At 66.6% G+C, this 12,807-nt stretch carries 10 protein-coding genes; 7 read left to right on the top strand and 3 right to left on the bottom strand.

All coding sequences use genetic code 11. From position 1 onward, the window contains the following. The first annotated feature begins 311 nt into the window (after positions 1-311). Positions 312-950 carry an HD domain-containing protein gene (locus ABD743_RS24490; RefSeq protein WP_344724537.1) on the top strand — a complete coding sequence of 213 codons (639 nt, stop codon included), beginning with the start codon at positions 312-314 and terminating at the stop codon, positions 948-950. 426 nt (positions 951-1,376) lie between these two features. Here the strand turns inward: ABD743_RS24490 and ABD743_RS24485 are convergent, their stop codons facing one another. Together ABD743_RS24485 and ABD743_RS24480 are read right to left on the bottom strand one after the other, a co-directional pair. Further along, entirely contained in the window at positions 1,377-2,366 is a 990-nt protein-coding gene (locus tag ABD743_RS24485; protein WP_344724536.1) for an LLM class flavin-dependent oxidoreductase, read from the bottom strand. 81 nt (positions 2,367-2,447) lie between these two features. Then, positions 2,448-3,887, bottom strand: a complete 1,440-nt coding sequence (locus tag ABD743_RS24480; RefSeq protein ID WP_344724535.1) for an SMP-30/gluconolactonase/LRE family protein — start codon at positions 3,885-3,887, stop codon at positions 2,448-2,450. A 111-nt stretch (positions 3,888-3,998) separates the two neighbouring features. Here ABD743_RS24480 and ABD743_RS24475 point away from each other — a divergent pair, with 111 nt between their 5' ends. The 5 genes from ABD743_RS24475 (at position 3,999) to ABD743_RS24455 (ending at position 10,001) form a co-directional block, all read left to right on the top strand. Then, on the top strand, positions 3,999-5,327 hold the full coding sequence (locus ABD743_RS24475; protein WP_344724533.1) for a Rieske 2Fe-2S domain-containing protein: 1,329 nt from the start codon (positions 3,999-4,001) through the stop codon (positions 5,325-5,327). After that, positions 5,324-5,575: a type II toxin-antitoxin system HicB family antitoxin gene (locus ABD743_RS24470; protein ID WP_344724532.1), complete on the top strand. Its 252-nt coding sequence runs from the start codon at positions 5,324-5,326 to the stop codon at positions 5,573-5,575. The genes ABD743_RS24475 and ABD743_RS24470 overlap by 4 nt, the downstream gene beginning before the upstream one ends. A 522-nt stretch (positions 5,576-6,097) precedes the next feature. Further along, positions 6,098-7,465 (top strand): Rieske 2Fe-2S domain-containing protein, encoded by a 1,368-nt coding sequence (locus ABD743_RS24465; protein WP_344724529.1) that lies wholly within the window; start codon positions 6,098-6,100, stop codon positions 7,463-7,465. 116 nt (positions 7,466-7,581) lie between these two features. Beyond that, positions 7,582-9,216, top strand: coding sequence for an ABC transporter substrate-binding protein (locus ABD743_RS24460; protein WP_344724528.1), 1,635 nt, complete (start codon positions 7,582-7,584; stop codon positions 9,214-9,216). A 101-nt stretch (positions 9,217-9,317) separates the two neighbouring features. After that, positions 9,318-10,001, top strand: coding sequence for a GntR family transcriptional regulator (locus tag ABD743_RS24455; RefSeq protein WP_344724527.1), 684 nt, complete (start codon positions 9,318-9,320; stop codon positions 9,999-10,001). A gap of 13 nt (positions 10,002-10,014) precedes the next feature. On the opposite strand, the gene ABD743_RS24450 is transcribed toward ABD743_RS24455, so the two are convergent. Continuing rightward, positions 10,015-11,127, bottom strand: a complete 1,113-nt coding sequence (locus ABD743_RS24450; RefSeq protein WP_344724526.1) for an ABC transporter substrate-binding protein — start codon at positions 11,125-11,127, stop codon at positions 10,015-10,017. Between the two features lie 484 nt (positions 11,128-11,611). Here ABD743_RS24450 and ABD743_RS24445 point away from each other — a divergent pair, with 484 nt between their 5' ends. After that, entirely contained in the window at positions 11,612-12,397 is a 786-nt protein-coding gene (locus ABD743_RS24445; RefSeq protein ID WP_344724525.1) for a hypothetical protein, read from the top strand. Positions 12,398-12,807: the final 410 nt, after the last annotated feature.

The raw sequence follows: 12,807 nt of genomic DNA, 5'->3' as shown, positions 1-12,807 counted from the left end.
GACCACGAGGTCAGAGGCCACGATCCGGCCTTGAACGTTCAGCTGACGTGACGGGGGCCACTGGAGGCGTCGATCAGCGTGGGTTCCGCAGTCGGACTGCGGGTCTGTATCCATTCAGAAGTCTTCGCTGATGCCCGGGGTCCCGTTCCCGGGTCGGCCTGCGTGAAGTCCGGGGTCGACCACAGGGGCGAGGCGAACGGTTCCGGATCGAGGCTGGCTTCCTCATAGCAATGCAAGGGAGGCTGAATATCGCATGAAACGGGCCGTCGCTGACGGTCGGTACGACAAACATAGCCCGTTAGGAGAGGATCATGAGTGAGTCCGTCGCAGGTGTCGCCATCCCCGACTCTCAGATAGCTAATGAGACCACCGCCTTCATCCAAGACGCCGAGTCGCCATTGCTGTACCACCACTCCCGGCGAACGTATCTGTTCGGGGTGCTGCACGGTCAGCGTCTTGGGATCAAGGCCGATCCAGAGCTTCTTTACGTCGCAGCGATGTTCCATGACCTCGGCCTGGTGGAGGGGCACCGAAACCTGACCCAGCGGTTCGAGGTGGACGGTGCTGACGCGGCGCGTGACTTCCTGCTGGCGCACGACGTACCCGCCGATGCTGCACGTCTCGTCTGGTTGTCCGTCGCCCTGCACAGCACGCACGGAATCCCGAGGTTCATGGAGCCCGAGGTCGCGCTCCTGGCGGCCGGAGTGAGAGTCGACGTCGACGGCGCCGGGATGGACCTGCTCGACCCGGCTGCTATCGAGGAGATCATCGCGGTGCATCCTCGGTGCGACTTCAAGCGCCAGGGCCTGAAAACCATCGCCGAAGGGGTCAAGGACCGGCCCGACACCCTCCTCGGAACGATCGCATCCGATATGCTCGCGCGCTACTCACCCGACTTCAAGCGCGTCGACTTCGTCGATGTCGTCAGGAACAACGCCTGGCCCGAATAGCTCTGAGACCACCGACGATCCTTGCCTGCGGCCTGTGGAGCGAAGCTGCGCTCGACCACGCACTACCCCCAGCGGAAGTCGGGCTGCACCGAATGCGGAGGTTGACGGCGTCGGTGTCGTATGCGAGCGCTGCGAGCAGAGCGGCCTCCGCATCCAGCCTGTGTGAACCCCGAGGTTTCCTCGGGGGCGAGCGGACGGTGCCGGCTTGAGGCTGACTTCCCACGAAGCTGGCCGTCGCGTCGTAACCAGACCATCTACGCGTGGCGGCGCCGGGCGCTGATGGACACCCGGCCAGCTGCGTGGCACGACCAGCGCCGACGATGCCGAGCTCGTCGCCGCCCGTCGATGGATCGCCGAGCTCGAGATCGAGCCGGCGATCCACCGCCGCCGCGCTGTGGAGCTGTTCACGGAGAGCGAAGGTCGCTGTCAGGCAGTCGCTGCGTCGAGGAACCTCTCGAGCTCGGCCCGCGGGTCGGGCCCGCACGGTTGGAACACGATCTCGGTGACGCCCTTTGACGCGAACTCGTCGAGGCGATCCCGGACCTGATCGCGAGTACCGCTGATCGTCACGTCCCGAAGGATCGCGTGACCGCCGGCGTTCCATGCCGCTTGATCGGCTTCACCGATCTCGACGCAGTGACCTGCGTGAACCGCGAGGTGCCGTCGAGCGTCCGGAGTCCGGTTCACCACGTCCAACCACACCGCGCCGCCCGGCAGGCCATGCACGGCAGACGGCCCCCCGAACTCGTAGGCCCCGTGATAGGCCAGCGCCCATCCCGGTCCAGCGGCGAGTCGCGCGTGTTCGGAGTCGGTGGGCTCTCCCTCGTCGAGCACCGTCCCCCACACGAGGTTGGGCACCCATGAGTACTCGCTGATGAACGGGGGCAGCTGGAGGGTCACGTACAGCCCATCGCCGAGTTCCTTGGCCACCTTGTGGCCCTTGGGGCCCAGCGCGCCGACCAGGATGGGGACGTCGACCGGGCGTGCGGGCGCGTGCCCATCGGGATGCAGCATCTGCATCTGCGCCCCCTCCCACTCCACGACCTCGCCCTGCAACAGCCCGCGGTACGCGCGGATGTACGACTCCATGTAGGCCCATGTGATTGCGCGGTATCCCATCGCGCGGCGGCCGGTGAACCCCGTGCCGAACGCGATCGAGACACGACCCGGAGCCAGCGCAGCGAGGGTGGCGGTCGCCGCGGCGTTGACCATCGGGTGTCGCAAGCTGGGAACCAGCACACCCGGACCGAGACCGATCCGCTCGGTTCGCTCAGCGGCCAGCGCCAGGGTCATCCACACGTCCGGGCTCTGCTGGGGCGTGTCATAGACCCACGCTCGCGCGTATCCCAGTTCCTCGGCCAGAGCAATGTTGTCGGGGGAATCCAATGCAGTCGGAAAAGCGCAAGACACCTCCATGAGGAGCCTCCATTCCACAGCTCGGAAGGGTGCTACAGACCGTCGGGTCCGTAGACCTGAAGATGGCGGGCGGGACGACGGTCAGGGCAACTCTGCGTGGGGAACTTCCACACGGACAGCGAGGAGCTGCGCCTCGCGAACCGGCCGGCGTTCGTGCTCGGGAAAGGACGGGGCGGCGCACACGAAGAGGGTGCAGCCGTCGTCACCGCCGAGCATGCAGGCGAAGGCCCCGAGCCCGGTCGAGATCTCGTCGAGGATCTCGCCGCCCTCCTGTACGCGGATCACGCGGGCGTTGAGGGCGTCAGCCACCCAGATCGCGCCCTCCGCGTCCGCACAGATGCCATCAGGACCGACCTGGAGCTGCTCTACGGCCTCTCCAACGTCCTCGGTCTGCGGCGGCTCACCGAATTGGGCCCACACGCGCCGATTGCTCAGTTCGCCGTCCTCCGCGATGTCGAACGCGGTCAGCCGCCCGGCGAACGTCTCCGCGACGACCAGCACGTTCCCGCCGAGGATCACCATGCCGTTCGGAAATCCCAGGTCGTCGGCCACCGTGGCCACGGTCCCGTCCGCGTCGACTCGCGTGAGCGTGGTGTAACGCAATGGGTCTCCACCCATGAGGTCGAAGCCGAAGTTGCCCACGAAGGCACGTCCGCGATCGTCGACGACCATGTCGTTGAGCACCCCCGAGACCACGCCAGACAGATCGGCGTGCTCGGCGAGAGACCCTGACTCGTCGCGTATCAAGACGCGATGATCACGCATTGACACGATGAGCGCGCGTCCGTCAGGAAGGAAGCCGATCCCGGAAGGCTGGCCCGGTACCTCGGCCACAACCTCGACGTGGCCGCGACCGTCGGTCGCCACAACCTGGTTGGTGTAGAAGTCGGAGACCCATAGCCGGCCGTCATGCCACCGCGGACACTCCAGGAAGGAGTATCCATCCAGCACGACCACCATCTCGCGAGTCGACGGCGCGCCTCGTCCCATTGTGACCTCGAATCCGTTTGTCGTCGTTGGCAAATCGGAAGTGCTGCGTTCGAAGGTTCTCAGATCAACTACGCCGGCTGCCAGTCCCCGAGCACCGGGCATGGCAGGTCGAGACCGGGTGTCCGTCCTGGAGCAGCCTGATCTGCCGGACGGTCTGTGGCTGCATTGGATCAGTATGGCCGAGACGTGCGTAGCTGGCCTGTCTCCGTCGACCTCATCTGAGAAGGTTGATCGTTCAAGGCAGCCACCGGCCGACGTGAGGAACGCGGCCACCGGCCGGCTGCGGTCCACGGCCCGGGTTGCCCCGACGACATGGCTCGGTTCGACGCCGAGGCCGGTCCGCGCCGACGGAGCGTCGACACCGCCGTCCGGAGCGTCGACACCGCGGCGCTGCTGGGCGAGGCCGCGTGCGTGTTGGGCGCCGCTACGGCGGCGGTACCCGGAGGAGATGGAGCGCCGCCAGCGGCAGTGGTCCTTGACACACCCAAGAAGTGGCTTCAGGATTGAAGACACTGTTGCCTCGTTTGTCACCGCGGAGTGCTGGACGGCACTCGGATCGCACTTATACAACGACTGCACGTCTGCGGGTAGATCGGACGTTTCACGGCGACAGCGATGATCGTTCTAGCGGGGGAGGACCTGATGCTGAGCGAAGCCGACAACGAGACGATTTGCAGGGTCGGCAAGGGCACATTCATGGGCGACCTGATGCGCGAGTACTGGCTGCCCTTCGCGTTGGCGAGCGAGCTCGAACCGGACTGTGATCCGCTGCGGATCATGCTGCTCGGTGAACGTTTCCTGGCGATCCGGACGACGTCGGGAAAAGCGGTCCTGATGGACGAGACGTGTCCGCATCGTGGAGCGTCGATGTGGTACGGGCGCAACGAGCGCGAAGGGATCCGCTGCGTTTACCACGGGTGGAAGTTCGATGGGTCCGGCGCCTGCGTCGACATGCCGAACGAGCCGGTGGGCAGCAACTTCAAGGACAAGGTGCGGCTGCCGACCTATCCGGTCGCCGAGGCCGGTGGTCTTGTATGGGCCTACATCGGGCCGCGGGTGACGCCTCCACCGATGCCGGCCTTCGAGTGGTTCGACAACCCCGAGGGCGTCAGTAGCGCGTGGGCATTCCAGCGTGAGTGCAACTGGCTCCAGGCGCTCGAGGGTGATATCGACACGAGCCATTTCGGATTCTTGCACGTGGGCCACGCCGACCCCGGTGACGCGCCGGAAGGATCTTTTCTGCGCTACGCGATCGAGGACCGCGCGCCGCGCTACAAAGTCCTTGACACCGAGTTCGGCGCTACATATGGAGCGTACCGGGAGGCCGGGTCTCCGGACAGTCTGTACTGGCGTTTTGCGCACTTTCTATTTCCGTTCTACACGATGGTTCCGACCGGTGTGCTGGGCACGAAGTCTCAGTTGCGGGCGTGGGTGCCGATGGATGACACGCACACGATGGCGTTCCACTCTGCGCCGAGTGCGCGCCGCTATACCGCGCCGGCCTCACAGAAGGTGGGGATCACCGAACGCGAGGCGACGGCGACGAAATTCCTGCCCAACACGACCGACTGGTTCGGCCGGTTCCGTATCACTGCGCGCGTCGAGAACGACCATCTCATCGACCGCGCGTTGCAACGGAGCGGGGAGAGCTACACCGGCCTGGCCGGCGTGAACGTCGAGGACCAGGCCATCACCGAGAGCATGGGCCCGATCTTCGACCGGACCCGCGAACACCTCGGCAGCTCCGATGTCATGGTCATCAGGGTCCGTCGTCGTCTGCTCGCCGCCGCTCGCGCGCTGGCCGCGGACGGCGTCGTGCCGCCGGCGGTCGACGCCCCGCAGGCCTACCAGCAACGCTCCGGGGGCATCGTGCTGCCGGCCGATGCCGACTGGATGGAGGCCACTGCCGAGCTCCGCACGACCGGTGTCGAGCACCCGGAGCTCGATCCCAGCATGGCAGGCGGGGCGTGAGCACCACGACTGCCTCGCTCGAGGAGCTGCTCGCGATCCCGTACGTGCTCGACGTGCGGGCCGTGCGCCGCGACGACGGGGAGTGGATGTGCCGGGTCAGCTACGACGAGCTGCCCGGGTGCGTCGCCGAGGGACGCACCCCGTTCGAAGCACTGACCCGCCTCGAACGGCTGCGCGTCGCGACCGTGACCGACCTGCACCAGCAGGGCAAGCCCGTGCCGGCACCGCGGGCGCCGCTGCGCGTGTAGCCCGGCCATCGAGCGAGGCAGACATCCGGACGGAGGCGAACGGTCCACATGCCGCCGTGGCTGTCGTCGGAGGGATGGTTGCTCCGCGATCGGCTACGACGAGCGATCCGCCTCTCCGACTGTCTGGCCACTATGTAGATCGCGCGACGGTGGGGACTCACCGCCCACGCGGTGCTCGACTCGGCCGGGCTCGTCGAGGCGAGGTCGGCCTGGAGCGCCGAGGTAAGGGCCGACCCACAGGCGGAGGAGATCGAGGCCACCGAGGTCAAGGCGGTGCTCGGGGGCTTCCGTGCCAGACGTGCGACGAACCGGGCCGCGGCATCCGAGCGCTCGGCTCGCTCGCCGTGTGGTGGTGATGCAGCGCGCCCGTCAGTGCCCGCGCCGCGACGGCCTGCTGCACGGTGGCCGGCTCGTCCCATGCGCGGAATGCGGATCTCCCGGCAATGCACGGTCGGTGACGTCGGTAGTCAGATCCCGATCCCACCACAAATCGACCGAGAAACAGAGAGAGGGGCTACGACAATGCTGTCGCCCGAAGACAACGAGATCCTGACCCGGGTCGGGCCAGGCACCATAATGGGCCATCTGCTCCGTCGCTACTGGACCCCCGCATTGCTGGTCAGCGAGCTTCCGCTACCCGGCGGTGACCCGGTCCGCGTGCGGCTGCTCGGGGAGAACCTCGTCGCGTTCCGAGACCTCAACGGCACAGTCGGTCTCATCCAGGAAAACTGTCCGCATCGCGGCGCGTCGCTCTACTTCGGCCGCAACGAGGGCGCGAGTGCTGCCCCGACGACTCCCGGGGCGGGCATCTGCGGTCTGCGCTGCCCTTACCATGGATGGCAATTCGACGTCGACGGCAACTGCATCGATATGCCATCCGAGCCTGCCACGAGCAGCTTCAAGGACCGGGTGAAGGCGAAGGCCTACCCGGTCCACGAGTCGGGAGGTCTGATCTGGACCTACATGGGTGCGCCGGACACGATGACGCCGTTCCGCGACTTCGGGACGGAATCGCTCCCGCCCGAATACGTTTCGGCAGGAAAGACGTTCAGTCCGTGCAACTGGGTGCAGGCGATGGAGGGCAACCTCGACACCTCGCACATCTCCTGGCTGCATCAGTTCAACGCGATCGACGACATTCCCGACGACGGCAGCGACAAGCCGGGATACCTGTCGGTCGACATGTCGTGGAAAATCTGGCGTCATGACCGGGCGCCGCGGCTGGAGGTGCACGACACGTGGTACGGCTACCGCTACGCAGGGATCCGCACCACACCGAACGGTCACACGCACGTGCGCATCACCGGCTACTGCGTGCCCTACATGACCACGGTGGCCAGCATCCCGTTCCGAGCCCGACTCTCCATGTTCGTTCCCATCGACGACGAGAACTGCTGGCGTATCAACGCCGTTGCTCAGCCGCCGCGCAACCCGAACGGATACGGCGGTGGGCATGAGCTCTTCGACGTCACGAACTACCCGTACGTCAAGCGCACCTTCGGCGGTATCCGCGGGCGTCGCTGGACAGCCGAGAACGAGTACGAGATGGACCGCGCGGCCCAGCGCACCGAGACCTTCACCGGAATCCCCGACTTCAACAGCCAGGACCTGATGGCGACGGAGTCGATGGGGCCGATCTACGACCGCAGCCAGGAGCACCTCGGGACCAGCGATCGCGCCGTGATCCGGATGCGACGGATCCTGCTGGGCGCGGCGAGGGCGCTCGCCGCCGAGGGCACGAAGCCGCCCGCACTCGCAGGCGATGGCCACGACTTCACGACCTTCCGCTCTGCAGAGAAGATCCTCGAGCCCGGTGAGGACTGGCGGATCCTCGGGACAGACGACGACCCGACCGTCCAGGAAGCCGTGTTCGCCACCGGTCAGAACTGACGACCGCCGGACCGACACCCCCGCCACTGAACGACATCCTGGACCGGCAGCCCGGACTGCTGCCATCACCACCTCGACGCGGACGACGGAGTCCGCGAAACCGCGAGGAGCACGTCATGTGCAGAAATCGTTCCCGCAGGCACTGTCTGGTGTGGTCCCTGCTCGCTTGTGCCGCCCTGCTCGTGGCGGCCTGTGGAAGCTCTACCGGGCAGGTGCAGGCCGGCTCGGCCGATGCCGGGCTCGACTCGTCTCATCCCTTCGGCGGCGACCTCAGCACGGAGGGGACCCCACGACCCGGCGGCGTTGTCCGCTACGGCATGGACCGCGAACCCGTGGCTCTGGACCCAGTGGTGCCGGGTTCACAGGAAGCGATCTACGCCATCTACGACCCGCTGATGCGGGTGAACGAAAAGCGTGAGGTCGTGCCCTACCTCGCAGAGTCGATGACGACGAGCGATGAGGGCAGGACGTGGGTCCTGAAACTGCGTCCCGCGGTGCAGTTCCACGACGGCACGCCGCTCGACGCCCAGGCGGTCATCTTCAATCTCGAACGGCAGCAGCAGACGGTGCGCTCGCCCGGCAACGTCTACGCCCGGCAGATCGAGACCATGACCGCCCTCGACGACCTGACCGTCCAGTTCATCCTGCACGAGCCGTCCGGTTCTTTCGTCAACGCCTTCGCGCTCCGCTCGAACGACGGGACGCTGGGCCTGATGGCATCGCCGACGGCGATCAAGAAGTGGGGACCGGACTACGCGCGGCACCCGGTGGGCGCGGGGCCGTTCGAGTTCGTCGAATGGGTTCCCGACTCGCGGATCGTCGTCAAGAAGTTCGAGAACTACTGGCAGAAGGACAAGGGGCTGCCGTACCTCGACGGGGTCGAGTTCCGACCGTTGCCGGACACGGACTCGGCGTACGCGTCGATCGTCAACGGCGATATCGACATGCTCTTCTGCTCGTATCAGACGTCGATTCTGAAGGCGTCGAACGACCCGGAGTTGACCACGTTCTACAACCCGGGGAACGGCGGAGAGTTCTTCTACTTCAACTTCATGAAGGCACCGTTCAACGACCGCCGCATGCGCGAGGCGGTGCTCGCTGCGCTCGACCCGAAGGCGATGAGCGCGACGCAGTACCAGGGGTTCATGGATCCCGCGCAGACACCGTTCTCCCCGGACAGCCCCTACTACAGCGCTGAGGCGGCGGACCAGTACCCGAAGTACGATCCGGAGCGGGCCCGGCAGTTGATCGCCGAATACAAGGCCGACGGGGGCGACGCCAACTTCATGCTGTCGTCGGCCAACAACCCGACTCGCGCCCGCTTCGCCGAGTTCGTACAGGCGCAGTGGGCGGCCGTCGGACTCGACGTCAAGCTCGATCTGCAGGATCTCGCTACCTTTAGCTCGACGGTCGTACAGGGCGGAGACTTTCAGATGACAACATGGGTCTCGGGATGGCCGAACCCGTTCCCCAACCTGCTGCAGCTGTTGCGGACCGGCGGCAGCGGAAACTACGGCAAGTATTCCAACCCCGAGGTCGACGCCCTTCTCCTGGACGCGGTCAACACCACCGACGACCAGAAGCGAATCGAGAACTACAAGGAGGTGCAGCTCATCGCCGGCAACGACCTGGCCATCGGTTGGTACAGTCGTGCGTACACCGGGCTTATAACACGTAACAGCGTCAAGGGTATCGTGCTGGATGTTCCGACCGGTCCGCAGATGTGGGCGACCGCCTGGTTGTCCCAGTAGTAGCAGGGTGCCGTGGGCCCCGGTGACGTCCGGAGCCCACGGTCACGGTGCCACGCCGTAGCGGACCGGCACCGATCGAGCGGAGTGGCTGGATGTCGCGAGTGTCCTCCTCCAGGCCAGCTGGACGGGCCACGGCGTTGGTGCTCTCGGTGCTGCGCGAAGCGATCTCCACCGGTGAGCTCGGGCCCGGTGAGCAGATCCGTCAGCAGATCTGGGCGGACCGCACCGGGGTGAGTCGGCCACCGTTGCGGGAAGCGCTTGAAATTCTCGCCAACGAGGGCCTGCTCGTGCACGGTCTGAACCAGGGATACTTCGTCGCCAAGTTCAACCGCGACGAGATGGAACAGCTCTACACCATGCGCCTGTTGTTGGAACGAGAGGCGCTCAAAGAGATCAACTGGCCGTCCGAGGAGCAGCTCGCAGAGTTCGAGAATATTGCCGACGGCGTCGAGCAGCATGCCCGGTCGGGGCGGCCGGATATCGCCATGCAGGAGTTGGCCGAGTTCTATCTCGGGATATACGAGCTCTCGCCCAAGAAACTGATCGTCGAAGAGGTGAAGCGACTGTGGGTGCTGACCGCCGCGTACAGGTCGCTGAGCGTCGACGTTACCCGTGACCCGGCCCGGTCCGGGAAGCGGCTGCGTGTGATCGTCGACATCATGCGAGCCAGAGACCTGAAGCGGCTGCGTGAGCTGCTGCTGCGACCGACGCTGCGCGGACGGTCGGGCGCGGTCGTCGGGCAGGACGTGTCGCCCGGTTCCTCGGACGAGCTCGCTGCGAGCTGACCGGAGTCCTCTTTCAGCTGGCGTGAAGGATCCGAAAGTGATCGGGTTGCGCCGGATCTCGATCGACGACCTGGATTGGCGGCCACGTCCATTGCCACACGCTGATGCCTGGCGTGCGGGAGAACTGGATCTGCCCGCGGGTCCCTTCGACTGCCACGCGCGGCCAGGATTCGGCAGTGCGCGCCCGGTCCGCACCGTGAGAACGCAGCACGTCGGCGAGGACAGCGACCGTGTCGTAGCCCTCGAAGGCGACGAAGGAGGGCGCCTCGGCCAGCCGCTCGCGGAGGGCCGTCTCGACTCGTGCACCGAGTGGGCTGAGGCGCTCGGGCAGGTAGCGCAAGAACGGGATCGCGGCGCCGTCGTCGCCCAGCAACGTCGCCCATTCGGCGAACTCCGGTTGCCCGGCCGGAGCACCGATCATGATCTCGTGGAGGCGCTGGTCGCTGCGGACGGACTTGACGATCGACACCGCCGGCTCCGGGTGGCCGACCAGGAGAAGGAGGGCTGTGGCGCGATTGTCGACGAGTTCGTCGCACACGGCCGTGGGGGAGAGCGTGCGCATGTCGAGTTCGATGACGGTGCCGCCGCGTGGAGCGACGAAATCCCGCAGAATGCGGGCTCCAGATGCCCAGTAGACACTCGGCTGGGCTGCTACGGCGATTCGGCTGTGGCCCGCGCTGAGGAGGAAGTCCGCGTAGATCTGCCAGCCGTGGGACTGCGCCGGGGCGAGGCGCGCGACCCATTCCGTCGGCTGTTCGGTGAGCGCGTCGAGAACTGCTGACGAGCAGAGGAACGGCAGGCCGAGGGCGTCGGCCCTGGCGGCAGCGGCGCGAGCGACGACGCTGTGATACTCCCCGGCCAAGGCAGCCACGCCCAGGCGAGCCAATTCATCGACGGCGGCCGCGGCCGTCCGTGGATCAGCCGCGGTGTCTCGGACCACCAGCTCGAGTGGTCTTCCGACGATCCCGCCGGCGTCATTGACGTCGCGAACGGCCAGCTCGAGTCCAGCGAGCAGGTGTTGGCCTGCCTCGACCCAGCCAGGCCGAGTCAGCGGAACGAGAGCGCCGATCTGGACGGATGATCCGTCGGTCCGTCCCGCCCCCGGTGGCGATGGTGGCGTATTCATGCGTTGGCGTCTCCCGTGTGACGATTCGGCCCGGATCGCAGGGTGGCAAGGCCCGGCGGTACGCGCTCAGCTCATCTCGCCGTGGCCGTGCACCCGGGTGATCATGCCGGACAACCGACTCGACTCCTACGTCCCCGCGATCTCCGCGGCGCGGGTGAGCAGCTCGACCGCGGAGCGGTGCAGGCGCGCCCCGACGGCAGGATCAGCCTGCCCTGCGCAGGCGCGGGCGTACGTGCCCTCCAGCACGATCCCGAGCTTGAAGCCGGCCAGCCCAGCAGGCTGTGCGGCGAGGTAGCGGTGTCGCCTGTCGCGATCGCCGTAGAGGGCGGGCTGCTGCCGATGATGCGCACGACCACGTTCTTCGCCGCCGACGGACCGGATGGGATGACCTCGCGCAGATAGTGGCGCCGCTTCGTGACCGGGTCGCGCCCGCGCCATCGTTGCCTTGCCGGGACAGCAGGTTTGACGATGATCTACTTCCCGCGTGACCCAGCATCTACGGCTGATCAACTCAGTCATCGCGTTCGCCCTGGCAGCCTTGGCGAGCATCACCCTGCACGAGCTTGCGCATGCCATCGCCGGGCTCATGCTGGGTGGCCACCCTGTGATGTTCGGGTTCAGCGTCGACCAAGGCCCGATCAGCGACGCAGTACAGATCGTCACAGCGCTGGCCGGCCCTGTCTTCAGCTTGGTGTCCGGCCTGGTCGTGTTGGCCGTCCCGGCCAACAGCCTGCCGACGTTCTGGCGACTGGCGTGGCTCTGGTTCGGGCTGCTGAGCGTCCAGGAGTTCGCCGGCTATCTCATCACTGGTCCGTTCGTCTCCGCGGGCGACATCGGGCTCGTCCTCGCCGCAGCCGACGCGCCCCTGGTTGTGGCGATCGGTGGCTTCGTCGTTGGTTGGGTGATCACCTACTTCCTCGGGTGGTTGGCGACGCGGCGGCTCGCAACCTTCACAACCGACGGACCAGAACTGGCGCCGCAGCTACGTGAGCTCGGGCTCTTCGCTTGGCTGATCGGCAGCCTGCTGGCGGTCGTTCTCAGTCTCGGCCTGCTCGGGGCCGGTGATGTCGATGTCCCGATCCTGGTGTTCGAGGCCGCCGGCGTGATCAGCTCCGGCATCTTCCTGATCTTCGTTCGGCTGTTCCTCGCGGCTGCGAGCGACGCCCCGCACCTGGGTCCGGTCCTGCGGGTGCCCATCGCCGGTGCTGTGGTGCTGTTCCTCGTCGCCGTGGTTCGGCAAGTCGTCCTCAGCCGCGGAGTCGCCTTGTGAGCGCGCATCGGCCCTCCCGAGCCCGCGGCGCGAGTTACACGACCTTGTAGCGCCGTAATAGGCAAGCCGAGATCTCGCCGCGCGCCCCGAGCTTCAGGTGCGCGAGGAACTCCACAACCGCGACCCCGCCACCGGCCGCGTCGGTGAAGGTGCTCGACCTGCTCGCGGCCGGTGGTCGGTGGAGTCGACGAATGGCCTACCAGTGACCCTCCGCCAGCAACATCGACCGCGCTGCGGCGCTACCCAGCTGGCTGCACACCCACGATGACCAGCTCTGTTCCGCAGTGCTCGGCGGCCAACCACACATCAGCTGAGCCAACACACCCGGCTGGGCACTGCGGCTAGCGTCCCGCGGCTTTGAGTTGGGCGTCGAGTCGGGGGTAGACGCGGCGGGTGTTGAGTTCGAAGAT

Source organism: Pseudonocardia yunnanensis, assembly GCF_039534065.1.
Classification (GTDB): domain Bacteria; phylum Actinomycetota; class Actinomycetes; order Mycobacteriales; family Pseudonocardiaceae; genus Pseudonocardia; species Pseudonocardia yunnanensis.
This window is presented reverse-complemented; position numbering and strand designations above follow the sequence as displayed.